This is a genomic window from Pseudomonas oryzihabitans, assembly GCF_032027545.1.
GTDB lineage: Bacteria > Pseudomonadota > Gammaproteobacteria > Pseudomonadales > Pseudomonadaceae > Chryseomonas > Chryseomonas oryzihabitans_F.
In genome coordinates this window covers 101,944-127,356 of record NZ_JAVSJB010000014.1, presented here as the reverse complement: position 1 = coordinate 127,356, position 25,413 = coordinate 101,944, and the positions used below count along the sequence as shown (strand labels likewise).

General features: G+C 66.0%; 24 protein-coding genes and 1 other RNA gene. 16 read left to right on the top strand and 9 right to left on the bottom strand.

Annotated features, from left to right (window positions below; genetic code table 11):
* Window positions 1-560: 560 nt before the first annotated feature.
* From cmoB to lon, 4 genes are all read right to left on the bottom strand, one after another.
* Window positions 561-1,529 (bottom strand): tRNA 5-methoxyuridine(34)/uridine 5-oxyacetic acid(34) synthase CmoB, encoded by a 969-nt coding sequence (gene cmoB, locus RND78_RS20435; protein WP_312731729.1) that lies wholly within the window; start codon window positions 1,527-1,529, stop codon window positions 561-563.
* Window positions 1,526-2,263, bottom strand: a complete 738-nt coding sequence (gene cmoA / locus RND78_RS20430; protein ID WP_312731728.1) for a carboxy-S-adenosyl-L-methionine synthase CmoA — start codon at window positions 2,261-2,263, stop codon at window positions 1,526-1,528. The genes cmoB and cmoA overlap by 4 nt, the downstream gene beginning before the upstream one ends.
* Window positions 2,264-2,331: 68 nt before the next feature.
* Complete coding sequence (locus RND78_RS20425; RefSeq protein ID WP_312731726.1) at window positions 2,332-2,724, bottom strand: protease inhibitor I42 family protein; 393 nt, start codon at window positions 2,722-2,724, stop codon at window positions 2,332-2,334.
* 61 nt (window positions 2,725-2,785) lie between these two features.
* Window positions 2,786-5,176, bottom strand: a complete 2,391-nt coding sequence (gene lon, locus RND78_RS20420; protein ID WP_312731725.1) for an endopeptidase La — start codon at window positions 5,174-5,176, stop codon at window positions 2,786-2,788.
* Window positions 5,177-5,421: 245 nt separating this feature from the next.
* On the opposite strand from lon, the gene RND78_RS20415 reads away from it, so the two are divergent.
* The 5 genes from RND78_RS20415 (at window position 5,422) to RND78_RS20395 (ending at window position 10,163) form a co-directional block, all read left to right on the top strand.
* On the top strand, window positions 5,422-6,069 hold the full coding sequence (locus tag RND78_RS20415; protein ID WP_409457088.1) for a methylamine utilization protein: 648 nt from the start codon (window positions 5,422-5,424) through the stop codon (window positions 6,067-6,069).
* The gene (locus tag RND78_RS20410) at window positions 6,053-8,371 is read left to right on the top strand and encodes an EAL domain-containing protein (RefSeq protein WP_312731722.1); all 2,319 of its coding nucleotides are present in this window, start codon (window positions 6,053-6,055) and stop codon (window positions 8,369-8,371) included. Before RND78_RS20415 ends, RND78_RS20410 begins: the two co-directional genes overlap by 17 nt.
* Window positions 8,368-9,219, top strand: coding sequence for a DUF3034 family protein (locus RND78_RS20405; RefSeq protein WP_312731721.1), 852 nt, complete (start codon window positions 8,368-8,370; stop codon window positions 9,217-9,219). The genes RND78_RS20410 and RND78_RS20405 overlap by 4 nt, the downstream gene beginning before the upstream one ends.
* Window positions 9,219-9,647 (top strand): group 1 truncated hemoglobin, encoded by a 429-nt coding sequence (locus RND78_RS20400; RefSeq protein ID WP_312731720.1) that lies wholly within the window; start codon window positions 9,219-9,221, stop codon window positions 9,645-9,647. Before RND78_RS20405 ends, RND78_RS20400 begins: the two co-directional genes overlap by 1 nt.
* Window positions 9,648-9,725: 78 nt before the next feature.
* Complete coding sequence (locus RND78_RS20395; protein ID WP_312731719.1) at window positions 9,726-10,163, top strand: DNA methylase; 438 nt, start codon at window positions 9,726-9,728, stop codon at window positions 10,161-10,163.
* A gap of 51 nt (window positions 10,164-10,214) precedes the next feature.
* Here RND78_RS20395 and RND78_RS20390 read toward each other — a convergent pair whose 3' ends face one another.
* A complete protein-coding gene (locus tag RND78_RS20390) occupies window positions 10,215-11,321 on the bottom strand; it encodes an alpha/beta hydrolase (RefSeq protein WP_312731718.1) in 1,107 nt (368 codons plus the stop codon).
* A gap of 93 nt (window positions 11,322-11,414) precedes the next feature.
* Between RND78_RS20390 and RND78_RS20385 the strand changes: the two genes are divergently transcribed.
* Together RND78_RS20385 and RND78_RS20380 are read left to right on the top strand one after the other, a co-directional pair.
* A non-coding RNA gene (locus tag RND78_RS20385) (sX9 sRNA) lies at window positions 11,415-11,490 on the top strand.
* A gap of 81 nt (window positions 11,491-11,571) precedes the next feature.
* The gene (locus RND78_RS20380) at window positions 11,572-11,778 is read left to right on the top strand and encodes a hypothetical protein (protein ID WP_312731717.1); all 207 of its coding nucleotides are present in this window, start codon (window positions 11,572-11,574) and stop codon (window positions 11,776-11,778) included.
* 186 nt (window positions 11,779-11,964) lie between these two features.
* Here RND78_RS20380 and RND78_RS20375 read toward each other — a convergent pair whose 3' ends face one another.
* Entirely contained in the window at window positions 11,965-12,948 is a 984-nt protein-coding gene (locus RND78_RS20375; RefSeq protein ID WP_312731715.1) for a DctP family TRAP transporter solute-binding subunit, read from the bottom strand.
* A gap of 168 nt (window positions 12,949-13,116) precedes the next feature.
* On the opposite strand from RND78_RS20375, the gene RND78_RS20370 reads away from it, so the two are divergent.
* Window positions 13,117-13,950, top strand: a complete 834-nt coding sequence (locus RND78_RS20370; RefSeq protein WP_312731714.1) for an aldo/keto reductase — start codon at window positions 13,117-13,119, stop codon at window positions 13,948-13,950.
* Here RND78_RS20370 and mnmC read toward each other — a convergent pair.
* The gene (mnmC, locus tag RND78_RS20365; RefSeq protein ID WP_312731713.1) at window positions 13,947-15,881 is read right to left on the bottom strand and encodes a bifunctional tRNA (5-methylaminomethyl-2-thiouridine)(34)-methyltransferase MnmD/FAD-dependent 5-carboxymethylaminomethyl-2-thiouridine(34) oxidoreductase MnmC; all 1,935 of its coding nucleotides are present in this window, start codon (window positions 15,879-15,881) and stop codon (window positions 13,947-13,949) included. The genes RND78_RS20370 and mnmC overlap by 4 nt on opposite strands.
* 55 nt (window positions 15,882-15,936) lie before the next feature.
* Window positions 15,937-16,152: a DUF6316 family protein gene (locus tag RND78_RS20360; protein WP_312731712.1), complete on the bottom strand. Its 216-nt coding sequence runs from the start codon at window positions 16,150-16,152 to the stop codon at window positions 15,937-15,939.
* A gap of 286 nt (window positions 16,153-16,438) precedes the next feature.
* On the opposite strand from RND78_RS20360, the gene RND78_RS20355 reads away from it, so the two are divergent.
* The 8 genes from RND78_RS20355 to gspK all read left to right on the top strand — a co-directional run bounded on the left by RND78_RS20355 (window position 16,439) and on the right by gspK (window position 23,009).
* Complete coding sequence (locus RND78_RS20355) at window positions 16,439-17,077, top strand: peroxiredoxin (RefSeq protein WP_312731711.1); 639 nt, start codon at window positions 16,439-16,441, stop codon at window positions 17,075-17,077.
* A 162-nt stretch (window positions 17,078-17,239) separates the two neighbouring features.
* Window positions 17,240-17,827, top strand: a complete 588-nt coding sequence (gene ssuE, locus RND78_RS20350) for an NADPH-dependent FMN reductase (protein WP_312731710.1) — start codon at window positions 17,240-17,242, stop codon at window positions 17,825-17,827.
* A gap of 15 nt (window positions 17,828-17,842) precedes the next feature.
* Window positions 17,843-18,808 carry a sulfonate ABC transporter substrate-binding protein gene (locus tag RND78_RS20345; protein ID WP_312731709.1) on the top strand — a complete coding sequence of 322 codons (966 nt, stop codon included), beginning with the start codon at window positions 17,843-17,845 and terminating at the stop codon, window positions 18,806-18,808.
* A 23-nt stretch (window positions 18,809-18,831) separates the two neighbouring features.
* Window positions 18,832-19,980: an FMNH2-dependent alkanesulfonate monooxygenase gene (gene ssuD, locus RND78_RS20340; protein ID WP_312731707.1), complete on the top strand. Its 1,149-nt coding sequence runs from the start codon at window positions 18,832-18,834 to the stop codon at window positions 19,978-19,980.
* 11 nt (window positions 19,981-19,991) lie between these two features.
* Complete coding sequence (gene ssuC, locus RND78_RS20335; protein ID WP_145009660.1) at window positions 19,992-20,780, top strand: aliphatic sulfonate ABC transporter permease SsuC; 789 nt, start codon at window positions 19,992-19,994, stop codon at window positions 20,778-20,780.
* A complete protein-coding gene (gene ssuB / locus RND78_RS20330) occupies window positions 20,777-21,586 on the top strand; it encodes an aliphatic sulfonates ABC transporter ATP-binding protein (protein ID WP_145009657.1) in 810 nt (269 codons plus the stop codon). Before ssuC ends, ssuB begins: the two co-directional genes overlap by 4 nt.
* Before the next feature lie 23 nt (window positions 21,587-21,609).
* Window positions 21,610-21,825 carry a molybdopterin-binding protein gene (locus RND78_RS20325; protein WP_059230179.1) on the top strand — a complete coding sequence of 72 codons (216 nt, stop codon included), beginning with the start codon at window positions 21,610-21,612 and terminating at the stop codon, window positions 21,823-21,825.
* A gap of 182 nt (window positions 21,826-22,007) precedes the next feature.
* Window positions 22,008-23,009, top strand: a complete 1,002-nt coding sequence (gspK, locus tag RND78_RS20320) for a type II secretion system minor pseudopilin GspK (RefSeq protein WP_312731701.1) — start codon at window positions 22,008-22,010, stop codon at window positions 23,007-23,009.
* Between the two features lie 329 nt (window positions 23,010-23,338).
* Here gspK and RND78_RS20315 read toward each other — a convergent pair whose 3' ends face one another.
* Window positions 23,339-25,372, bottom strand: coding sequence for a PhoX family phosphatase (locus RND78_RS20315; protein WP_312731700.1), 2,034 nt, complete (start codon window positions 25,370-25,372; stop codon window positions 23,339-23,341).
* Window positions 25,373-25,413: the final 41 nt, after the last annotated feature.

Genomic DNA, 25,413 nt, shown 5'->3' with positions numbered 1-25,413 from the left:
AGGCGGGAAAAAGTTTAGTCGGACGCAAAAGCGCTTGAGGCGGATAGCCAGGTCAGTGGACGAAGTTAAGCCCGTGCCTGGGGTTGCCCTCTCCCTAGCCCTCTCCCTGAGGGAGAGGGGACTAAGAGCGGTACGAAGGAATAGGCTAGTGGAGTTCCTGCCAGCAAGGTGCTTGCGGATAGTTTGAAAGCAGAGCAAGGGCGACAACAGCCTGGCTATGCTGGGCTGTTGCGTTTCGGCGATAGGAACGTGCTGCGTCACAGATCAGATGGGACAGTAAGCTGGCGGTTTAATGCTGGGCTATAGATCGTTATCGCGGCCATGGGCCGCTCCTACAGTGATGCCCTGACTGTAGGAGCGGGCCCATGGCCGCGATAACGTAGGAGTCCAGGCAAAAGCCGGCAGATGCCCAATCTGCTACTTAAGCATTGATTGCAGCCTATCCTGCACGGCACTTCCGGCCATTCTGGTGACTACAAAAAACGCCGCGTTCCTGTGAAGGAAGCGCGACGTTTTTTCTTAATTGACTCGCATTGCGGCAGGTGCCGGGCCTTTTGCGTTCAGGGTTTGCGGGCGATGAGGGTGGCGCGCAAGGGGGCGGGGAGGCCTTCGATGGTACGACTGGGATTCTCTGGATGGAGGAAATCTGGCAGCGACTGGAAGCCCATCCATTCGGTGGAGCGTTGTTCGTCCACCGTGGTAGGGGTGAGGTCGACCAGGCGGATGTCCTGGTAGCCGGCGCGGCGGAGCCAGAGTTCGAGGGCGGCGGTGGAGGGCAGGAACCAGACGTTGCGCATCTGGGCGTAGCGATCCTCGGGAACGAGGACGGTGGTGGCGTCACCTTCGACGACCAGGGTTTCCAGGACCAGCTCGCCGCCGCTGTCGAGGCAGTTCTTCAGATCCAGCAGGTGGTCGATGGGCGAGCGACGATGGTAGAGGACGCCCATGGAAAAGACGGTATCGAAACCACCCTCCAAGGGCGGGAGTTCTTCCAGCGTCAGTGGCAGGTGCCAGGTGGGGAGGTCGGGCAGGTAGCGCTGCAGGGCCTGGAATTGACAGTGGAACAGCCAGTTGGGGTCGATGCCGATGACCAGGCCTGCCCCAGCGCCGAGCATGCGCCACTGGTAGTAGCCATTGCCGCTGCCGACATCCAGGACGCGCTTGCCCTGTAGATCCAGATGGGGAGCGACGCGATCCCATTTCCAGTCGGAACGCCATTCGGTGTCCAGATGGAGATCGAACAATTGGAAGGGACCCTTGCGCCACGGCCGCAGTTGCAGCAGCGCCTCGCGCAGTGCCTGGTGCTGCTCCGCTGAAGGAGAGCCGGCGAGACGCACGGCCGCACGCAGGTCGATATCTTCCACCTTGATCTCGGGCAGGGCATCGACGCCGGCTTCCCAGCGTTGCAGATCGCCATGGCCGCGTGCGTACTTGTCGGCGAGAACGCTGTCGAGCGCCTTGGACCAGACGGCCAGCGGCGTATCCGTGAGGGCTTGTTGCAGTTCAGCGAGGTAGGCCGGTGGGTTCATGGCAGGGCGATCAGGGAGGTGAAGTTGAGGCACTGGAACCAGGGCACGACGGTAGAGAAACCGGCGGCCTGCAGGCGTGCGCGGTGTTCGTCCAGGGTATCGGTCAGCATGACGTTTTCCAGGGCGGTGCGCTTCTGGGCGATTTCCAGTTCGCTGTAGCCATTGGCACGCTTGAAATCCAGGTGCAGGCCGTTGAGCAACTGCTGGGTCTGGTCATCCGGGAAGCGGATCTTTTCCGACAGCAGCAGGGCTCCACCCGGTAGCAGGTTGGCCCGCAGGCGGCTGAGCAGATCCAGGCGCCGTTCCGGAGCGATGAATTGCAGCGTGAAGTTGAGGGCGATCACCGAGGCCGGTGCGAGGGGCGCCTCGAGGATGTCGGCTTCCACCACCTCTACCGGGAGCAATTCCTCGTGCATGGAATCCTGGGCGCTGAGGTATTCTCGGCAGCGGGTGACCATGGCCGAAGAGTTGTCGATGGCGACCACCCGGGCGCCTTCGGCGCGGACATGGCGGCGTAGGGCCTGGGTGACCGCCCCCAGCGAGCAGCCGAGATCGTAGAGGCGGCTGTTGGGCTGGGCGAAGCGCGCGGCGATGACGCCGAGGTTCTCGACGATGGTGGGATAGCCCGGCACGGATCTCTTGATCATGTCGGGAAAGACGCGCACTACGTCTTCGTTGAAGGTGAAGTCGGCAGGAGGCTGCGGCGACGCGAACAGACGGTCGGCTTCGCTCATGGGCGGTACCCGGAAAATCGAAAGGGGGCATTGTACCCCCGGCAGGTGCTGCGGGACTTGGCTTTGCTTCAGCGGATTTCGATGCGGCAGTCGAAACGGGCTTGGGGCGCAGCCTGGGCGTCCCAGGGTTGGCGGGCCTCGAGTTCGAGATGGGCAGTGCCGGCGCCCTGGGCGCGGAAGCGCCAGAGGGACTGACCGGCGCTGCCGATGCCGCCCTGATCCTGGCGCTGTTCGCGGAAGACTTCCGGGCCGAGTTGCCTGAGGTTGTCGCTGCGCTGGAGGATGGTCCAGCGATAGCCGCTGCTGGGATCGCTCGGCAGGGTCAAGGTCAGCTCCTGGCCGCTGTGCATCGCGAGGGGTGTGCACTCGCTGTCATCGCCGAGTATGAGGTTGCCGCTCGGCGGGGTACTGCTGCAGCCGGCCAGTAGCAGGCTGCTCCAGAACAGAAGGCGCGGGGACATGGAAACCTCCGGGGTATGACGGCAAAACGCAGAGCATACCCCAAGAGGACAGGCGGTCGGATCAGAAGAGCACCTTGGCCACGTCGGTGAAGCGGCGGGCGAAGTGTACCGTCAGCCCTTCCTTCAGATAGGCGGGCAGTTCTTCGAAGTCACCCCGGTTCGGCTCCGGCAGGATCAGTTCGTTGATCTTCTGGCGCCGCGCCGCGATGACCTTTTCCCGTACCCCGCCGATGGGCAGCACCTGACCGGTCAGGGTCAGTTCGCCGGTCATGGCGACATTCTTCTTCGGCGCCTGGTTGCGCGCCAGCGATAGCAGCGCGGAGGCCATGGTGATGCCGGCGCTGGGTCCGTCCTTGGGCGTGGCGCCCTCCGGAACATGGAGGTGCACGAAGGCCTGGTCGAAGAAGTTCGGGTCGCCCTTGAAATCCTTGAGGTGGGCGGTGACGTAGCTGTAGGCGATCTCGGCCGACTCCTTCATGACGTCGCCCAGCTGCCCAGTGAGCTTGAAGCCGCGATTCAAGGTATGGATGCGGGTCGCCTCCACCGGCAGGGTGGCGCCGCCCATGCTGGTCCAGGCCAGGCCGGTGATGATGCCGACGCCAGCGAGTATCTGTTCCTTGCGGAAGGTGGGCTTGCCCAGGTAGTCCTCCAGATCCGAGGCGCCGATCTTGATCTTGAGTTCGGGCTTTTCGATGAGCTTGACCACCGCCTTGCGCACCAGCTTGCCCAGCTGCTTCTCCAGTTGCCGCACGCCAGCCTCACGGGCATAGCCTTCCACCAGGGCCTTGAGGGCGCTGTCGGTCAGCGTCAGGCGGTCCTTGGGCACGCCGGCCTTGTCCAGTTGCTTGGGCCAGAGGTGACGCTTGGCGATGGCCTGTTTCTCTTCAGCGATATAGCCGGAGAGGCGAATGATCTCCATGCGGTCGAGCAGCGGACCGGGGATGGAGTCCAGGGTGTTGGCGGTGCAGACGAAGAGCACCTTGGACAGGTCCAGGCGCAGGTCGAGGTAGTGGTCGAGGAAGTCGACGTTCTGTTCCGGGTCCAGGGTTTCCAGCAGCGCCGAGGCCGGGTCGCCCTGGTAGCTCTGGCCCATCTTGTCGATCTCGTCGAGCATGATGACCGGGTTCATCACCTTGACGTCGCGCAGGGCCTGGACGAGCTTGCCGGGCATGGCGCCGATGTAGGTGCGCCTGTGGCCCTTGATCTCGGCTTCGTCTCTCATGCCGCCGACGCTGAAGCGATAGAAGGGGCGGCCGAGGGATTCGGCGATGGATTTGCCGATGCTGGTCTTGCCGACGCCGGGCGGGCCCACCAGCAGCACGATGGAGCCGGCCACCTCGCCCTTGAAGGCGCCCACGGCGAGGAATTCGAGGATGCGATTCTTGATGTCGTCGAGGCCGGCGTGGTGGCGGTCGAGCACCTTGCGCGCATGCTTGAGATCGAGCTTGTCCTGGCCGTGGACGCCCCAGGGCAGGTCGGTGGCCCAGTCGAGGTAGTTGCGAGTGACGGCGTATTCCGGCGAGCCGGTTTCGAGAACGGACAGCTTGTTCAGCTCGTCGTCGATGCGCTTCTGCGCAGCCTCGGGCAGCGTCTTGCCCTCCAGGCGCTGGCGGAAGCTTTCGAGGTCGCTGCTACGGTCGTCCTTGGTGATGCCGAGTTCCTGCTGGATCAGCTTGAGCTGTTCCTTGAGGAAGAATTCGCGCTGGCGTTCGTTGATCTTGCGATTGACCTCGGCGGAGAGCTCTTTCTGCAGGCGTGCGACTTCCACTTCCTTGCGCAGCAGCGGCAGCACCTTTTCCATGCGCTGCAGCATGGGCACGGTATCGAGCACCTGCTGCAATTCGGCACCCGGGGCCGTCGTGAGGGCGGCGGCGAAGTCGGTCAGCGGCGAAGGATCGTTGGGGCTGAAGCGGTTGAGATAGTTCTTCAGTTCTTCGCTGTAGAGGGGGTTGAGCGGCAGCAGCTCCTTGATGGCGTTGATCAGGGCCATGCCGTAGGCCTTCACCTCGTCGCTGGGATCGGGGCTGGGGCGCAGGTGTTCGACTTCCACCAGGTAGGGAGGGCGCTGGCGCCGGAGCCAGCCGCGGATGCGCACCCGCGACAGGCCCTGGGCGACGAACTGCAGCTTGCCGTCCTGGCGACTGGCGTGGTGGATGCGCACCAGGGTGCCGTGCTGCGGCAACTGGTCGGGATCGAAGCCTTCGCTGCCCTCGGGTTGCTGCTCCATGTAGAACAGGGCGAGGCTGTGGTGGTCGGTCTTGGCCACCAGCTCCAGAGTTTCCGCCCAGGGCTCTTCATTGACGATGACGGGCAGCACCTGGGCCGGGAAGAAGGGGCGGTTGTGGATGGGGATGATGTAGAGCTTGTCGGGGAGATTCTGGCCGGGCAGGACAAGGCCGGTCTGGCCCGCTTCCTCGCTGAGAATGTCCGCTTGATTATCCTGATCGCTCATTGGCGTACCTTGGGCTTGGATGTGAGGCCAACATGGGGCGAGCTCGCGGCTTTTTCAACGCAGGCCAACACCTGTCTTCTTGACCGCCGAGGCGGACCCTAAGTGCGACCGCAGGGGCGATGAGTGGTCGGGAGTGCGATAAAGATTCTCCGGGCACGGCCGCTAATGCTGGAGTCATGCCGGAAAGCCGGTGATGGCTTCGACGGACAGGCACTGGAGCGTGGGTGGTGAACAAGCAGTGGGTGATGGCGGGGGTTCTGGCGCTGGGGCTGGGAACCGCGCAGGCCGCGGAGATCGCGGTCCAGGTGCTCGACAAGCAGGGTGTGCCCCTGACCGACGCCGTGGTGTTGCTGTCCGGCCAGGGCCTGGTGCCGGACCCGCGACCGGCGTCCATCGACCAGCAGAATCGGCGTTTCGTGCCCCATGTCCTGGCGGTGTCCACCGGGACGGCGGTGAGCTTTCCCAATTCCGATGACATTCGCCACCAGGTCTATTCCTTTTCTTCGGCCAAGCACTTCGAGTTGCCGCTCTACCACGGCATCCCCAGCACGCCGGTGGTGTTCGACCAGCCCGGGGTGGTGGTGGTGGGCTGCAACATCCATGACTGGATGGTGGGCTATGTCTATGTGACCGCCGCCGGGCGCGCCGCGGTGACCGACGGTCAGGGCCATGCCCGGCTCGAGGTGCCGGACGGTCATTATCGGCTGGCCCTTTGGCATCCCGACCTGAGCGATCAACGCGAGGTCGCTCAGCCCGACCTGGAGGTGGCGGGCAAGCCAGTGGCGCTGCGGCTGCAACTGGCGGTCCAGCCCAAGCCGCAGCCTGCGGAGCCGGCGACCACGGGCTTCGAGGAGGCCTTCCACAAGGCGGCGCACGATGAAGCTCATCCATAGTTTCCAGACCCGGATCGCTGGCAGTCTCTTCCTGCTGATGCTGGTGGTCATCGTCCTGGTCTATCTGCCGGTCAAGGCCGCCACCGAGGCCAGTGCGGTGCGCCAGTCCTACGATCAACTCGACACCGGTGCCCGGGTGTTCCGCCAGGAGCTGGACAGCCGTTGCCGCCGCCTGAACGATGCCGTTCGTGTGCTCGCTGCCGATTTCGGCTTCCGCGATGCCGTGGCCAGTGGCGACGTGCCGACCCTGAGATCGGTGCTGGCCAATCACGGCGCCCGGGTGGGGGCGGGTGATACCTATCTGCTGGACTTGGACGGGCGCCTGATCGCCAGCACCGTCGCCGGCCACAGCCAGGAGGAGCCCACGCCGAACTCGGTCGCGGCCGCCAGTGGCGATCACTGCGTGGTAGCGAGTGCGGGACTGCCGTTGTTGCGCGTGACGGTGCCGGTGCGGGCGCCGCTGCCCATCGCCCAGGTGGTGATGACCTTCGCCATGGATCAGGCCATGGCCGAGGAATTCCGCTCGCTGATCAATCTGGACGTGGTCTTTCTCGGCAATGGGCTGACCATGGCCAGCACACTGCCGGAGGCGCGCCGCGAGTTGTTGGCGGAGGCGTTGACCAGGGCACCGGCGACGGATGCCGTGTGGCAGGTGACCCTCGATGGGCGTCTCTATCAGGTCAAGCGCCTGGACTTGGGAATGGGTGATGCGCCGGTCTATATCTATCTGCTGCGTTCGCTGGATGTCGCTCTCGCCGAGTTCGAGCCTCTGCTCAGGCAGCTCGGGCTGATCGCCTGCGGAGCGTTGCTGACGGCGCTGCTGGGGGCCCTGGCGCTGGCGCGCAACCTGGGTCAACCGCTGCGCCAACTGTCCGAGGCGTCCTGGCGGATCGGACAGGGCGATTATTCGGTGAAGATCGAGGTGCCACGGCGTGATGAGTTCGGGCGCCTGGCGCAGGTGCTCGAGGGCATGCGCCAGGGCATCGCCGAGCGCGAGCAGCAATTGAGTCACAATGCCCTGCACGATGCCCTCACCGGCCTGCCCAATCGGGTGCTGGCCGAGGAGCGCCTGCGGGTGTTCATGGCGACTCAGCCCCAGGTGTCGCTGCTCTATGTGGGCCTGGACGGCTTTCAGGCGATCAACGAGACCGCCGGGGTAGCGGGTGGCGACCGCATCCTCAAGGTGGTGGCCGAGCGCGCCCAGGCACTCTTGGCCGGACGTGGCTGCGTCTCTCGCCCGGTGGGCGACGAATTCCTGGTGCAGCTCTGCCGCCTAGACGTGGCGGGTGCGGTCGGCCTCATCGCCCAGTGGCGAGCGCTGCTGGCCGAGCCCATCGAGCACGAGGGCCAGCTGTTTCGCCTGAATTGCCGAGTGGGCGTAGCGGGCTATCCGCAGCACGGGGATGATCCGCACTTGCTGATCGAACGCGCCCGGGGGGCGATGCTCGATGCCGGACGCATGCCGGATCGGTTGCGGGTCTACGACCAGGAGCGGGATGCGGCCCAGCAGCGACGCCTGCAGCTGGTCCAGGATCTGCCCCTGGCGGCCGAGCGTGGCGAGTTGCTGCTGGTGTTCCAGCCCAAGGTGGCGCTGCACCATCAGGGTGGCCACCAGGCGGAGGTGCTGCTGCGTTGGCGACACGCCGCGCTGGGCATGGTCTCGCCCGCTGAGTTCATTCCCCTGGCCGAGTGCAGTGGCAGCATGGCCGGCCTGACCCGCTGGGTGATCCGGGCGGCGATCCGCCAGCTGGCTCTGTGGCAGACCCAGGGCCGCGAGGTGAAGGTGTCGCTGAACGTCTCCGCGGTGGATCTCTCGGATCGGCAACTGCCGGAGCGGGTGATCGGCTGGCTCGACGAGGCCGGGGTGTCGGCTCGCCAGCTGACTTTCGAGATCACCGAGAGCGCCATCATGGCCGATCCTGAAGCGGCCATCGCCTTGCTCAAGCAGTTGTCGACCCTCGGCATTCGCCTGTCGGTGGATGACTACGGCACTGGCCATGCATCGCTGGCGCATCTCAAGCGCCTGCCGGTGGACGAGTTGAAGATCGACCAGTCCTTCATCAGGGAGCTGGAGGCCGGCAACGATGATGCCGTCATCGTGCGTTCGACCATCGAGATGGGGCACAACCTGGGGCTGGAAGTGGTTGCCGAGGGGGTCGAGGAGGCCCGGGCGCTGGCCCTGCTGAGGGGCTGGGGCTGCGATGTGATCCAGGGTTACTACATCAGTCGCCCGGTGCCGGCCGCCGAGTTCGAGGCCTGGATGGAGCGGCAGGATCTGCCCGTGACGGAGGCGCTGGCATGAACAGGAGGTGGGCGCTCGCGCTGGGGCTGCTGGCAGCCGGCGTGCAGGCCGATGGCGGCAAGTTGCTCGCCACCGGCGGGGCGAGCAGCCTGGAAGGTGCGGCCGGCGGCGGCATCACTCCCTGGGCGGTGATCGGTGGCTATGGCGAGAGTGGGCAGCCCGGGGCCACGGCCTTCGCCACCCGGGTCTGGACCGGCGATTATCGACTCGATGCTGCCGGCGCCGCGGTGGCCTATGACAATCGGGTGGAGGTGTCCTACGCGCGGCAGCGCCTGGACATGCCCACCCTGCGGCGGCTGATGAACCTGACGGAAGAAAGCCTCAGCCAGGACATCGTCGGTGCCAAGGTACGCCTGGCGGGCGACCTGATCTACGACCGCCTGCCGCAGGTGGTGCTGGGCGTGCAGTACAAGCACCAGCGCGATTTCGCCATCCCGGAGGCGGTAGGGGCCCGGCGTGACAGTGATGTCGAGGGCTACCTCGGCGCCAGTCGCCTCATCCTTGGCGGGGCCTTCGGCTACAACCTGCTGCTCAACGCCGGCGTCAGGTACAGCCGGGCCAACGAGATGGGGTTGCTGGGTTTCGGAGGGGATCGCAACGATAGTCGTCAATGGCTCAAGGAAGGCTCGGCGGCGGTGTTCTTCAATCCACGCTGGGCCGTGGGGACGGAGTATCGGCAGAAGCCGCAGAACCTGAGCTTCACCCACGAGAGTGACTGGGTGGATGCCTTCGTCGGCTACTTCCCCAACAAGCATCTCTCGCTGGTATTGGCCTATGCCTGGCTGGGCGAGGTCGCCACCCTGGACGATCAGGAAGGACTCTACCTGTCCCTGCAGGGAAGTTTCTGATGAAGCTTGGCCGGCTGGTGCTGGTTGCCGTGTTGCTGGGCTTGTTCGGCTGTACGGCGCAGCCGCCGGCGGGCGACCGGCTCTACCAGGAGCTGGGTGGACAGCCGGGCATCACCCGGATCGTCGAGGGTATGCTGCTCAACGTGGCCCGCGATTCGCGTATCCGACATTACTTCGCCAATGTCGACATCGGTCGCCTGCGCGGGCTGCTGATCCAGAAATTCTGCACCGACGCCGGAGGACCCTGTCACTACGAGGGGGCGAGCATGGCGGAAAGTCACCGTGGGCTGAATCTGCAGCCGGCCGATTTCAATGCGCTGGTGGAGGACCTGCAGCTGGCGATGCAGCAGGACGGCGTGCCTCAACGAACCCAGAATGCGCTGCTGGCACGACTCGCACCGCAGCGCGGCGAGGTGATCCGCCAGTAGCCTGCCGGTCGTCGCCGAAGACGAACCCGTGTTGCCTGAAAGCCTTCCTAGGCAAGAGGCCATCAGGAGGGACAACCCTTGGGCAAGACGACTTCGGCGGCCGATCTCGGCCTGACGCTCGCGGTGGACGACGAATCGGCACTGTTCGGCTGGTTCCTGGCAAGCTACCTGTTCGGCAAGCGCATCTCCCAGACCATCGCCGCCCAGGCCTGGACGGTGCTCTATCGCACCCATGGCCGCGATACGCCCCGTAAGGTGCTCAACCTGACTTGGCAGCAACTGGTCGATTACCTGGGCGAGGGGCACTACCGGCGTTATGACGAGAGCACGGCCACGCGCTTGCTGGAGGTTTGCCGCCACCTGCAGGAGGAATATGGGGGCAGCTTCGTCAGATTGCGTGACGCCAGCATGGATCGTGCGGACTTCGAACGGCGCTTGCAGACCCTGAAGGGCGTAGGGCCCAAGACCTGCGAGATCTTCATGCGCGAGGCGGGACCCTTGCTCTTTCCTGGCTGAATGCCTACCGCCGGCACAGGGCCGGCGGTGGGCAGGATGCGCGAGGAGTCGTTACTTACCCAGATCCGCCTTGAGACGGCTGCCGGCGTAGGCCTGGGCATCCTTGGCCTTCTGCACCACGGCAGCGGTACCGAAGAACTCGTGGGTGACGCCTGGATAGACCTTGCGCTCCACTTGGACGCCGGCTTGGCGCAGGGCGGTTTCCAGGAAGCCGCCGTCATCGCGCAAGGGATCGATCTCGGCGTTGACGATGGTCACCGGCGGTAGGCCGCTGAGATCGGCTTTGGTCAGGTCCAGGCGCGGATCCTTGAGATCGGCGGGCGAACGCGTCACCTGTTCGACGAACCACAGCATCATGGGGCGATTGAGCGGTTTGGCGTCGTCGTACAGCTCATAGGACTGGGTATGGGTATTGGTCTGGGCCACCGGATAGACCGACAGCACGTGCTTGGGTGCGGTGAGACCGGCCTTGCGCGCGGCGACGGCGGTCGCGACGGCCAGGTTGCCGCCGGCGCTTTCGCCGGCCAGGGCGAGACGCTGGGGGTCGCCGTTCAGCGAGCCCGCGTGGGTGGTCACCCAGCGGTAGGCGGCCAGGGCATCATCATGGGCGGCGGGGAACTTGTATTCGGGTGCCTGGCGATAGTCCACCGACACCACGATGGCATTAGCCTGCTTGGCCAGACCACGGGCGCCAGCGTCGTAGACGTCGCGATCGGCGAATACCCAGCCTCCGCCATGGAAGTAGAGGATGACCGGGAAGGGACCCTGGCCCGCAGGGGTATAGATACGTGCGGGCAGCACGCCGGCGGCACCATCCACGGCACGATCGACACTGGTCACACCGGGCACCAGGGCTTCCGGCTGGGTGGACCGGCCTTCGTCCTGCAGGACACCCTTGACCGCGTCGGCGATGGTAGGCTGCTGGCGGGCCTGCTGAGCGGTGAGTTTTTCCACGGCCTTGGGATCGAAGCTGGCGTACTTGTTCAGCACCTTCTGCATATCGGCATCGGTACGCGCCATGCTCTTGGCATTGCTGACCGCCTCGGCACCCAACGAGCGTTTTTCCGGATCGCGGGCACAGCCGGTCAGGGCTATGCCGGCACCAACCAGGGCCAGGGCGAGGAGTGTGGGTTTGCTACGCAAGACGGACAGCGGCATGGTAGAGATCCTGTGCGAATTCGAGAGGCTTGGAGTGGCTAACAAAACTATTGCGCGTCCGCCAGACGGGCGCGTGCAGTGCTCGGAATCCTCATGTATCACTCGTACACTCCGGTTCCTGCGCGCCGCGCGCACCCGCCTGACAACCGCTCGCTACGTTTTGTCAGCTGCTCTTACTCTCAAACCGACATGGTTATCGCGCGAGAGGTTCCGGTGGGCTGCTGGGCGGACCCCTGTCATCGCTCTGCTGTTGGGGCTGCTGGCGACCGACGTCTTCGCCGAGCCGGCGGCCTACTGGCGCTGGCGCAGCGCCGCGGCCGGCCACGAGTTCTGCAGCCAGACCTCGCCAGGGCCGGGCTGGACCCAGGTCGCCGGGCCCTTTCGCGATCTTCAGTGCCGGGAGCCGGGCAACGTGCCCCTGCGGCGCTGGGCGGCGCCGCCGCAGCGTACGCCCTAGGGTGGCGTTTCAGACGTTCGCACAAGAATTGGCGAATTTTTTGGCGGTTCGGCGCCCCGATTTGGCCAGGCGCCGCGACGAGCCATGGCAGGGCAATGGCGAGGATTGGCAACGCCGCCAGAAAGGTCCGCTTGCGCGGCGAAAGATCGCCGCCAGAGTTGTGCAGTCAACTGCTGAAACACCACACTAGTTGGAGTTCTCGGCGGCCTTGAGCAGGGCGCCGCCGATCTCGGCTTCGTACTGCTTCCACAGCGGCCGCATGGCATCGCGCCAGTGGTTCCGCTGCTCGGGCGTGAGGGTCAGGATCTCGCTGCCGCCGGTGGCGGCGATCCGGCCGCGGTCCCGCTGGTTTTCGGCTTCGGACTGCTTCTTCACCTCGAAGGTGACCTGGTCGATGATCTCCTCCAGGGTGCTGCGCACCGAGAAGGGCAGGGCCCGCCAGCGTTCGGCCTTGGCGATCAGCATATAGTCCAGTGCCCCGTGATTGCTCTCGGTGAAATAGCGTTGCTGCTGATCGAGGCGCTGGCTCCAGTAGTTGGACCAGGTGTTCTCGGTAGCATTGACCGTACCGCTGGTGAGTGCCTGTAGCGTCTGGTTGAACGGCAGCTTGACCGCTGTCGCGCCCAGGGTTTCGAACTGGGTCTGCAACACGTCCGAGTTCTGGATGCGGAAGATCAGACCCTTGGCATCGCCGGGCTCGCGGAGCGGCTTGCGGGCCGAGAGTTGCTTGAGGCCATTGGGCCAGTAGGCCAAACCGATGAGGCCGTTCGGTTCCAGGCTCTGCAGCAACTGCTTGCCGCTGGAACGTGCCTGGAAGTGATCGAGGGCAGCACGACTCTCGAAGAGAAACGGCAGATCGAACAGCTTCAGCTTGGGGCTCAGGGGGGTGAGCTTGCTGATCGCCGGGGCGAGGATGTCCACCTTGCCGTCCTGCAGGGCCTGCAGCTCGCTGGCGTCGTCGAAGGCCGTGCCGTTGGGCAGCACCTCTACTCGTACTTGGCCGGCGAGGCGCTGCTCCACCAGTTGTTGCAGCAGCAAGGCGCCCCGGCCCTTGGGCGTATCGGGGGACACCACATGGGAAAATCTCAGGGTTATGACATCAGCCCGGACGGTCGTCAGCGGCAGGCTGGCGAGCAGTAAGGCGCAGAGGGCCGGGATCGGTGACTTCATGGGGGCTCCAGGATCTTATTGTTGGTTCCTTATAAGCCTTACTTTACCAGTGCGACGCTTGGTCGCAGTCCCTGCCGTAGGGCCTTTGCTGCCGTTTGGCGGACGACCGGGAGAACCGCGAGTACTTGGGCGTTTCTAAACCGGTACACCCACCAGAAGGATGCGTCCATGAATACCGCTCAAACCGTTCGCCTGCCCGATGGCACAACCGTTCCGGCGCTGGGTCAGGGTACCTGGCGCATGGGCGAGAACGCCGACCTGCATCGCCAGGAGGTCAGCGCCCTGCGGCAGGGGCTGGACCTGGGGCTCACGCTGATCGACACCGCCGAGATGTACGGCGAAGGGCGCGCCGAGGAACTGGTTGGCGAGGCCATCGCCGGACGGCGGGACGAGGTCTTCCTGGTGAGCAAGTTCTATCCCAAGAACGCTACCGAAGCCGGGGTGCCCTTGGCCTGCGAACGCAGTCTCAAGCGCCTGGGCACCGACGTCATCGACCTCTATCTGCTGCACTGGCGCGGTCAGGTGCCGCTGATCGAGACGGTCATGGCACTGGAGAAACTGCGCGACGAAGGCAAGATCCGCCACTGGGGCGTCTCCAATCTGGACACCGCCGACATGCTCGAACTGGCGGACGATCGCTGCAGCGCCAACCAGGTGCTCTACAACCTGGAACAGCGCGGCATCGAGCACGACCTGCTGCCCTGGTGCCAGCGTCAGCAACTGCCGGTGATGGCCTATTGTCCGCTGGGGCAGGGCGGTGACCTCTTGCGGCATCCGACCTTGGCGACCCTGGCCGAACGGCATCAGGCCACGCCGGCGCAGATCGCCCTGGCCTGGGTGCTGCGGCAGCCTGGGGTGATCGCCATTCCCAAGGCGGGTGACGCCGGTCATCTGGAGGAAAATGCCCGGGCCCTGGATCTGCGCCTGGGCGAGGACGACTTCGCCCTGCTCGATGGGGCCTTCCCGCCGCCGCAGTCCAAGATCCCGCTGGCGATCATCTAGCCGCCGCGAATCAGCCGGCGCAGGGGAAAGCGATTGGGGTGGCAGGCTTGCGCCACTCGTCGCGGAACCGGTAGGGGCTCGTCCTCGAGCCAGGCTGCCAGCAGTTCGGCGGCCAGTGGCGTGGTGACCAGGCCGCGCGAGCCATGGGCCAGGTTCACGTAGAGGCCTGGCCGCCAGGGCGCCGGTTGATCGGGCACCTGGCGGGCATCCCGTTCCAGCACCTGATAGCGGTCGGCGAAGAGGGCCTCGTCCACCACCGGGCCGACCAGGGGCAGATAGTCCGGGGACGTACAGCGAAACGCCACCCGACCCTCCAGGGTCTCGGCCCGTCGTTCGGCCGCCAGTTCCGGCGATAGCTCGGCGAGCAACTGCAGATTGCTGGCATGTTCGGCCTGACTGGGCTCGGTGTCGTCTCGATCGAAAACGAAGCTGGCGCCCAGGCAATGGTCGCCGTGGCGAGCCGGTGCGAGGTAGCCCTCGCCGCAGACCACGGTAGCGAGTTCTTGGCTCAGGGGTGTGGCGGGCAGCGTCGACAACTGCCCACGGATCGCCTTGAGCGGAAGTTCCGGCAGCAACGACCGCGCCTGGGCAGCGCTGGCCACTACCACTACGGTGGCCGTGAAGGTGGCGTCGGTCGTCATGACCCGCCAGCCCGCTGCCGTCTCCTGCAAGCCGACGACGGCGGTGTCGGTGATCAGCTCGATGTTCGGCTGGGCCAACCAGTGCGCGCACAGCGCCGGCGGATGGACCCAGCCGCCTTCGGGGAAGAGCAGCCCACCTGCCGTCAGGCCGATGCCGGCGTGGTTGCTGGCGGCGTCGCGATCCAGGGGGTGCAGCAGGTCGGCTGGAAAGTGCGCCGCCAGTTGTGCCTGGCGGGCGGCGTCCTTGTCGCTCAGGGCCAGTTGCAGCACGCCGCAGGGCGACCAGACCGCACCCGTGGGTAGCGCTTGCAGTTCACGCAAGGTGAGGCCGAAGCCGTCGAGGATCAGTCGACTCAGCGGCGTCTCGTGGGCCGACAGCTTGAGGTAGAGCACCCCCTGGGGATTGCCGGATGCCTCCTGGGCAGGGGCGGCATGCCGTTCTATGACCTTTACCTGCCAGCCACGCCGGGCAAGGCTGGCGGCGGTGGCGCAACCGGCGAGGCCGGCGCCTATCACCAGCGCCTTGCGTGGACCTTCCGGGCGGGGCGGGCGGGCGTACCAAGGCGCTGCACGGGCGATGACGGGGCGCTCCAGGCCGCCAGCCAGCATTTCCCGCTTGTGGCCGAAGCCGGGCACCTTGCGCATGGCGAAGCCGGCCTCGTTCAGGCCGCGACGGACGAAACCCGCGCAGGTGAAGGTGGCCAGGGTGGCCCCGGGGCGGGACAGCCGGGCGAGCTCGGCGAACAGCGCCGGCGTCCACATCTCGGGATTCTTGGCCGGGGCGAAGCCGTCGAGGAACCAGGCATCGACCTGGGCATCCAGCTCCGGCAGGCGCTCCAGCACATCGCCGACCAGCAGGGTGAGGGTGATGCGTCCCCCGCCCAGGATCAGGCGTTGGAAGCCTGGGTGGATGGCCTGGTACTGCCGCTGTAGCGCTGCGCTATAGGGCGCCAGCTCCGGCCACAGCGCCAGCGCCTGGGCGAGATCAGCGGCGGTGAGCGGAAAGCGCTCGACGCTGACGAAGTGCAGGCGGGCATCCTGGGGCGCCTTGGCCTCGAACAACTGCCAGGCGCAGAGAAAGTTGAGGCCGGTACCGAAGCCCGTTTCGCCGACCGTGAAGACCTCTCCCGCCAGGGCGGCGAAGCGTTCAGGCAACCGATTCTGCTGCAGGAAGACATAGCGCGTCTCTTCCAGACCGCTGGCGCGGGAAAAGTAGACATCGCCATAGGTGCGGGAGAGGGGTTGCCCGGAGGCGTCCCAGTCGAGCTGGGCGTGCTGGAAGTCGGTCATGGACGGCGCGGCCTGGAGGTCAGGGCGCGCAGTCTAAAGGATAGGACGCAGTCGGTCAGACGTTGCTGACGGATTGGCGCAACAGGTCCTCGGCGGTTTGCAGACGTTCCAGATAGCGGTCGATCTGGTTCAGGGCTTCCTCGCGGCTGAAGAACGGGCCTTCCAAGGTACCTTCACGGGTGGTGAAGAAGAACTGACCGTTGACCACGCTGACGCGCTCGCTACGAAAGTGGGTGCTGGCCCCGGGGTCATCACTGCGTTTGCCGAACATGAACGTTTCCTCCTCGTCTTGCCAACAGACCATGCCGGGAGCCTTGGGTTGCCCGAACGGAGTGATTTATCGTTTCCCTGTCTAGCACCCTAGCCGCCGTTGCGCTTGGGTGGGGAGCGCCCTGTTGAGATGTGACTGGCTTCTCGATTTTCGCCTGGCCGATTCGACGGGATGGCCCTGTCGACCGCGCCTTTCGCGTTATAACCACAGCGCGATCCGATCTTTCCCGCCGTCGGTACAGAGCGGCATAGTGCCTTCATCCCTACCTGCATCAGGAGAACTGCCAATGAGTATCCGTCTGGGCGATATCGCCCCCGATTTCGAACAGGATTCCAGCCTGGGCCGCATCCACTTCCACGAGTGGCTGGGCGACAGCTGGGGCGTGCTCTTTTCCCATCCGGCCGACTTCACCCCGGTGTGCACGACCGAGTTGGGGCTGACCGCCAAGCTCAAGGATGAATTCGCCAAGCGCAACGTCAAGGTGATCGCCCTGTCGGTGGACGGCCTGGAATCGCACCAGGGCTGGATCAAGGACATCGAGGAAACCCAGGCCACTGCCGTGGGCTTTCCCATCCTGGCCGATGCCGACCGCAGCGTCGCTACCCTCTACGACATGATCCATCCCAACGCCAACGACACCCTGACGGTACGCTCGCTGTTCGTCATCGATCCGCAGAAGAAGGTACGGCTGTCCATCACCTATCCCGCCAGCACCGGGCGCAATTTCGACGAGATCCTGCGGGTGATCGACTCCCTGCAGCTCACCGACAACCACAAGGTGGCCACCCCTGGTAACTGGAAGGATGGCGACGACGTGGTCATCGTGCCTTCGCTCAAGGACGAGGAAGAGATCAAGCGGCGCTTTCCCAAGGGCTACACCGCCGTCAAACCCTATCTGCGCCTGACGCCGCAGCCCAATCGCTGAAATCTTCCGTGACAAGAAACCCCGGCCCAGGTCGGGGTTTTGTTTTTCTGGTTATAAACAAGTGCCTAAAAGGTATTTTTAGGGAATAAACACCCACTGCTAAGGTCCGCTCATTCCTTTTCGAGCGGCGCGACACCGCTCTTTTTTCTTCCGGAGGCGGCGATGCAGGTGGTGACTTTGGCGGGTAGTCCGGCAGCGCGGTCGCGCTCCAGCGGCGTGCTGGATCTGGCCGCGAACTGGCTGCAGGCGCGGGGCGTGGAGCTGTCGTGCTGGCGGATCCAGGACTTTCCCGCCGCTGACCTGATCGGTGCGCGTTTCGACAGCCCGCCGGTGGTGGAGCTGATCGCCCAGTTGCAGGCCGCCGATGGCCTGGTGATCGCCACCCCCGTGTACAAGGCCTCCCTGGCCGGTGCCCTCAAGACCCTGCTGGACCTGCTGCCCGAGCGGGCCCTGACCCACAAGGTGGTGCTGCCGCTGGCCACGGCCGGTTCCAGCGGCCACCTGCTGGCCATCGACTATGCGCTCAAGCCGGTGCTCTCGGCGCTCAAGGCCCAGGAGATCCTCAATGGCGTCTTCGCCGACGACAGCCAGGTGGCCTACACCGAGACCGGCGTGGCCCTGGCGCCTTCGCTGGAGCAGCGCCTGTACGAGTCCCTCGACCAATTCCATGCCGCCCTGGCGCGGCGTCCCCAGTCCCTGACCCCCGAGTTGCTGGCCGATCGTATCGGCCAGGCACGCTGGGGCATCTGACACGGAGCGTTAGCCATGCAGTTCTCGTTCAAGCGCTCGATCCTGGCCGTTTCCCTGCTGACCCTGGCTGCCGGCCTGGCCCAGGCGGAAGAGACGGTACGCATCGGCTACCAGAAGTACGGCACCCTGATCACCCTGAAGGCCCGCGGCACCTTGGAGCAGCGGCTGGCCAAGGACGGCGTCAAGGTGCAGTGGACCGAATTCCCTGGCGGCCCGCAGCTGCTGGAAGGGCTCAACGTCGGCAGCATCGACTTCGGCGTGACCGGCGAGACGCCGCCGGTGTTCGCCCAGGCGGCCGGTGCGGATCTGGTCTATGTGGCCAACGAACCGCCGGCGCCGACCAGCGAAGCCATCCTGGTGCCCAAGGATTCGCCGATCCATTCCCTGGCTGAGCTCAAGGGCAAGAAGATCGCCCTGAACAAGGGCTCCAACGTCCACTACCTGCTGGTGCAGGCGCTGGCCAAGGCGGGCATCGACTACAAGGACATCCAGCCGGTCTACCTGCCACCGGCTGACGCCCGCGCTGCCTTCGAGCGCGGCGCGGTGGACGCCTGGCTGATCTGGGACCCCTACCAGGCCGCCGCCGAGACCCAGCTACAGGCGCGCACCCTGACGGATGCCACCGGCCTGGCCGACAACCACCAGTTCTACCTGGCCACCCGCAGTTTCGCCAAGGCCCATCCCGAGCAGGTCGGCGCCATCGTCGACGAGGTGCGTTCGGTGGGCGAGTGGGCCAAGGCCCACCCGGACCAGGTCGCCGCCCAGGTGGCACCGCTGCTCAACTTGCCGCTGGATACCGCCCTGACCGTGGTCAAGCGCCAGGGCTACGGCGCGCGCTTCGTCACCCCCGAGGTGGCCGCGCAGCAGCAGAAGATCGCCGACGCCTTCACCGCCCTCAAGTTGATTCCCAAGCCGCTGGTCATCCGCGACGTGGTGTGGACCCCGCCCGCCAGTCTGCAGACCGCCGCCGCCAAACCCTGATTCCGCCTTCTGGAGAACGTCCCATGAGTCTCGACATCTTCTGGTTCCTGCCGACCCACGGCGATGGCCATTACCTCGGCACTGCCGACGGCGCCCGCGCGGTCGACCACGGCTACCTGACCCAGATCGCCCAGGCCGCCGACCGCCTGGGCTTCGGCGGGGTGCTGATCCCCACCGGCCGCAGCTGCGAGGATTCCTGGCTGGTGGCCGCCTCGCTGATCCCGGTCACCCAGAAGCTCAAGTTCCTGGTGGCCCTGCGCCCCGGGATCATTTCGCCCACGGTGGCGGCGCGGCAGGCGGCGACCCTGGATCGCCTCTCCGGCGGCCGGGCGCTGTTCAACCTGGTCACCGGTGGCGATCCGGACGAACTGGCCGGTGACGGCCTGCACCTATCCCACAGCGAAAGGTACGAAGCCTCGGTGGAATTCACCCGTATCTGGCGCCGGGTGCTGGAAGGCGAAAAGGTGGACTACGAGGGCAAGCACATCCAGGTGAAGGGCGCCAAGCTGCTCTATCCGCCGCTGCAGCAGCCCCGTCCGCCCCTGTATTTCGGCGGTTCCTCCGAGGCCGCTCAGGACCTCGCCGCCGAGCAGGTGGAACTCTATCTGACCTGGGGCGAGCCGCTCGACGCGGTGCGCGAGAAGATCGAGACGGTCAAGGCCAAGGCGGACGCCCTGGGGCGCACCGTGCGCTTCGGCATCCGCCTGCACGTGATCGTCCGCGAGACCAACGAGGAAGCCTGGAAGGCCGCCGACCGGCTGATCGCCAACCTGGACGACGCCACCATCGAGAAGGCCCAGGCTGCCTTCGCCCGCTTCGATTCGGTCGGCCAGCAGCGCATGGCTGCCCTGCACGGGGGCCGCCGCGACAACCTGGAGATCGCTCCCAACCTCTGGGCCGGCGTCGGCCTGGTCCGTGGCGGCGCCGGGACCGCCCTGGTCGGTGACGGCCCCACCGTGGCCGCGCGGGTCAAGGAGTACGCCGCCCTGGGCATCGATACCTTCATCTTCTCCGGCTATCCGCACCTGGAAGAGTCCTACCGGGTGGCCGAGTTGCTGTTCCCGCACCTGCCGGTCAAGCGGCCGACCCAGGTGGAAGGTGCCAACTACGTGAGTCCCTTCGGCGAGATGGTGGCCAACGACATCCTGCCGCAGAAAGCGGCGCAGAGCTGAGGGAGGCCGGCATGAGCAGTACGACCGAACGCCAATTGCAGCGGCTGGCGCCCTGGGTGGTCCCGGTGGCCCTGATCCTTGCCTGGCAGCTGTCGGTGAGCAGCGGCTTGCTGTCCAGCCGCATCCTGCCGTCGCCGGCCGCGGTGCTGGAAGCCGGCTGGAGCCTGGTCAAGAGCGGCGAGCTGTGGCAACACCTGGCCATCAGCGGCTGGCGCGCCGGCATCGGCTTCGCCATCGGCGGCAGCATCGGCCTGGCGCTGGGCTTCATTACCGGCCTGTCGAAATGGGGCGAGCGGCTGCTCGACAGCACCCTGCAGATGGTCCGTAACGTGCCGCACCTGGCGCTGATCCCGCTGGTGATCCTCTGGTTCGGCATCGACGAGTCGGCCAAGCTGTTCCTGGTGGCCCTGGGGGTATTCTTCCCCATCTACCTCAACACCTACCACGGCATCCGCAACGTCGATCCGGCGCTGGTGGAGATGGCCCGCAGCTACGGCCTCTCCGGCGCGCGACTGTTCTGGCACGTGGTGCTGCCGGGGGCGCTGCCGTCCATCCTGGTGGGGGTGCGCTTTGCCCTGGGCCTGATGTGGCTGACGCTGATCGTCGCCGAGACCATCTCCGCCAGCTCCGGTATTGGCTACCTGGCGATGAACGCCCGGGAATTCCTGCAAACCGACGTCGTGGTGCTGGCCATCCTGCTCTACGCGGTGCTCGGCAAACTGGCGGACCTCGCCGCCCGCGGCCTGGAGCGCGCCTGGCTGCGCTGGCATCCGGCCTATCAGAAAGGGGCCCACGCATGACCAATCTCCAAGCCTTCCCGCCCTTGGCGCGGGGCATCGCCCTCAAGCTGCAACAGGTGGTGAAAAAGTTCGGCGAACGCACCGTATTGCATGGGATCGACCTGGAAATCCCGGCCGGCCAGTTCGTTGCCGTAGTGGGCCGCAGTGGCTGCGGCAAGAGCACCCTGCTGCGCCTGGTGGCCGGTCTCGACAAGGCCAGCGGTGGCAACCTGCTCGGCCAAGACGAACCCCTGGCGCAGCACCGCGAAGACACCCGGCTGATGTTCCAGGACGCGCGCCTGCTGCCGTGGAAACGCATCATCGACAACGTCGGCCTGGGCCTCAAGGGTGACTGGAAGCCCAAGGCGCTGGAAGCCCTGGAGGCGGTCGGCCTGGCCGATCGCGCCCAGGAATGGCCCTCGGCGCTCTCCGGTGGCCAGAAGCAGCGCGTGGCCCTGGCCCGCGCCCTGATCCACCAGCCGCGCCTGCTGCTGCTCGACGAGCCGCTGGGCGCCCTGGACGCCCTGACCCGCATCGAGATGCAGCAACTCATCGAAGGCCTCTGGCAGCGCCATGGTTTCACCGTGCTGCTGGTCACCCACGACGTGGGCGAGGCGGTGGCCCTGGCCGACCGCGTGGTGCTCATCGAAGACGGCCACGTCGGCCTGGATCTCGACGTAAACCTGGCACGCCCGCGCGCCGCGGGCGACGCCCAGCTGGCCCGTCTGGAAGCCGAGGTGCTGGCGCGGGTGCTCCAGCAGCCGCTCAACCCCGATCTACCCGAAATCGTGCAACCCCTGCCCACGCAACTGCGCTGGGCCTATTGATCGTTCATCCGAGGAGTTCTGCCATGACCATCAAGGCCATCAACGTTCGCAACCAGTTCAAGGGCACCATCAAGGAAATCATCGAAGGCTCGGTGCTCTCCGAGATCGACGTCCAGACCGCTGCCGGCATCGTCACCTCCGTCATCACCACCCGCTCGGTCAAGGAGCTGGAGCTCAAGGTGGGCAGCGAGGTGATCGCCTTCGTCAAGTCCACCGAGGTGTCCATCGCCAAGCTGTGATGCTGCCGTCGTGTTGAAAAACCCCGCCCTGGTGGCGGGTTTTTTCATGGGGGATCGGGTGTCGCCAGTGGATCAGCCTGGCCTGAGCGCCGCCCTGGCGCATTCCTGCCACGATTCTGCAACCTGCGTCGGTTCCAATGCCGCTTTTGCCTGGGGGAATGCGGGTGCGGCGACAAAGAGGCGTGGCACTGCTCATGGCGCTCTGGGCGCTGGCCTTGGTGGCGGCGCTGTTGCCGGTACTGCTGGCCGAGGGCCGCGCCGAGTTGCAGCGGGCGCGGTTGCTGGAGCACGAGACCCTGGCGCGGGCGCTGGCGGCCGGAGCCGAGCAGGTGGTCACGCAGGGGCTGGTGCAGGCTGGGGCGCGGCAACGGCCGGAGTTCTGGCGCAGCCTGAGGGGCGAGGTGCTGGCCTACCAGGTGGAAGGGGCCGAGGTCCGCGCCCAGCTGCGCGACCTGCATGGCTGTTTCAACGTCAATGCCCTGGCCGGACCGGAGCGTGACCTGGCGCTGCGGCAGCTGAAGTTCCTGTTGGAGCAGCGCCCTGGTGGCCTGGCCGAACCGGGGCTGACGGCCCAGGGGTTCGCCGAACGCCTCGCTGATTGGGTCGACGCCGATGGCGAGACCCGCGAATTCGGTCTGGAAACGCCCGACGCCCTGCGCCTGGCCCCGCCGCTGCTGGTGCCCAATCTGCCGTTGGCCGAGGTGGGCGAACTGGACCGGATCGTGCCGGCGCGCCCTGGTCGGCATCTGCAATTACGCGAACTCTGTGCGCTGCCGGAAACCGGTGGCTGGCGCCTCAACGCCAATGCCCTGGGCCTGGCGCAGTTGCCGCTGCTGGAGGCGCTCTTCCTCGGCGAGGTGCCGCGGGAGACGCTGCAACTCTTGATCACGGCGCGGCCCGCCCAGGGCTATGCCACCGTCGAGGGCCTGCGCGAGGCGCTGCCCGGGGTAGGGGAGGAGACCTTCGCCCTGCTGACCCGGCGGCTGATCCTCAACAGTGGTGACTTTCTGCTCGGGGTGGAGGTAAGGCGTGATGGCCAGGTCTTTCGTCAGGTAAGGCAATTGTCCGCCCAAGGCGTGAGTCGTTGGCACGCGGCGGTGCCGGCGCAGCGGGTACGGCTGTTGGCGACGCGGGACACCACGCTGTGGGTGCCGGGGCCCGGTGGGGCGGAGGTGTTGCAGTAGGGTGAGGTTTATCGCGGGCATGGCGGTCTGTCGCTGCGGCCTTTCCTACTGGACTCTGGCGTTTTGCTGATCGCGGCCATGGGCCGCTCCTACAGACTCTGCCGTAATCGTAGGAGCGTCCGCGTCGGCGGACCGCGATGGCCGCGATGGCTGGGCATCAGTGGAAAACGCTGGCGCGGTTTTCCACGCTACGGACGAGCGTCTGGTGTAGGGCGGAAAACGGCGCAGCCTTTTCCGCGTGGGGTCGGTGGTCGTGGAGCTATCTTGCGGGAAAGCAAAAAGCTCCCGCGGTCGTGCCCGACCGGGGAGCCTGGTTATGCCTGGCTCGATCAGACGCCGATCTGGCCGCCGTCGAGCTTCTGGATCACCACAGTGGAGGCCCGCGGCCGGACCTTGGTGCCAGTCGGGGTGGCCTCGGTGGCGACTTCGCTGAAGGGCCAGTTGTCCGGGTGCTGGACGTTGATGAACATGGTCGTCAGGTCCGGGGTCCAGGTGATGCCGGTGATCTCGCAGCCGTTGGGACCGACCAGGAAGCGGCGCAGCGCAGTCTGGTTGGTGGCCGAGATGGCGATCTGCTTGCCGCTGCCGTCCACCACCTGGGCGGGTATGACCGCCAGCAGCTGGTCGTTGGTATAGTCGGCCACGGCGTTGTCGCTGTTGTCGGTCTCGATCCAGAGGATCCCGCGGCTGTCGAAGGCCAGGCCGTCGGGACTGGCGAACTGGTTGAGTTCGGTCAGGCCGGAGCGGTTGATGTCGGGCGATGCACCGGCGTCCGAGCCGAAGACGAAGATGTCCCAGGTGAAGTCGGTCTGGTTGCCGTTGTCCTTCCAGCGCACGATGTGGCCGTTGACGTTGGGCACCCGCGGGTTGGCGGCGTTGGCCGCGGTGCGCGCGGAATTGTTGGTGAGGGTGACGTAGACCTCGCCGGTGAAGGGGTTGACCGTGGTCCACTCCGGACGGTCCATGGGGGTCGCGCCCACGGCGTCGGCGGCGCCGCGGGTGTTGAGGATGATGCCGGCCAGGTCACCATAGAGGGCGCCCAGGGTGCGGCCATCCTTGGTCGGCGAGTTGACCGTCAGCGGCAGCCACTTGCCGTTGCCGCCGTCGTCGAAACGGGCGACGTAGAGGGTGCCGTTGTCCAGGTACTTGGCGCCGGTGGCCAGGCGGTTGGCCGGGTTGGCATCGGCCGGATCCCAGGCCGCGGCGGAGACGAACTTGTAGATGTATTCGTTGCGCGAGTCGTCGCCCATGTAGAACGACAGCGGCTGGCCGGCGACCGGGATGCCGTAGGCCGAACCCTCGTGGCGGAAGCGGCCCATGGCGGTGCGCTTGGTGGCCGGCGCGGCGCTGTTGTAGGGATCGATCTCCACGATGTAGCCGTAGCCACTGGCTTCGTTGCGGAAATCCTGGGTGGCGTTGGCACCCGTGGGGGTCAGGTCGAAGCGGCGGAATTCGTTGTCCACCTCGCTGGCGTCTCCGGCTGGCGTCTCCCAGCCGTAATTGCTCTTGTTGGTGATGCCGATGCGCCTCTGGTCCACCGGCAGGGTGCCCTTGTTGACGAAGATCCCCGGCCAGTTTTCCTCGCAAGTGAGGTAGGTACCCCAGGGGGTGAAGCCGTTGCCGCAGTTGTTGTTGGTGCCGCGGGTACGGGTGCCGTCGGGGGAGTAGGGAGTGATCAGGTTGGCGTTGCCGCGCAACGGACCGGCGATCTCCATGGGCGTGGCGCTGGTGAAGCGACGGTTCAGGGCATCGTTGGTGACCACCTGCCAGATGCCATTGACCTTGCGGATACGGATCACCGCCGCGCCGTGGGCGTTGATTTCCTTGCGCACTTCCTCGGCCGGACGCTTGCCGTTGGTGGTGGTCGGGCCGTTGGGGTGCAGCACCTTCTGGTCGATGTATTCGTAGTTGATGGCCAGCAGGCCGTCGCTGCTCGAATCGTTCAGCGGGAAGAAGTGCATGCCGTCATGGTGCATGCCGGCGGCGTTGGCCTGGTCGGTGGAGGTGTTGCTGCCGTCGCTGCGCCAGGCATTGGCGAGGTTGTTCAGCGGGGTGCCCCAGGGCGCCAGGGTGCGCGCGCTGTAGCCGGCGGCCAGGACGATGGCGTCGATCCGGGCGCCACGGATGGAGTCGAAGCCGAGCTTGAGCTGCGGCGTGGTGGGTTGGCTGGGGGCTGGATCGTCGTCCGAGCCGCCACCGCCGTCGAAGCAGGCGGTGAGACCGCCGCCCGCGATCAGCGCAATGGCGGCGCCCAGACCTCCTTTCATGACACTGCGGCGCGACAGGTAACGGTCGACGACGGCGTCCAGCGGTTCGTTGCCGCTTTCGTTGCGATTACGGTCGTCGCTCGTGAAAGTGCTCATGCGCAAAGCTTCCTTGGTTGATCACGGGAGTCGGCGACTTT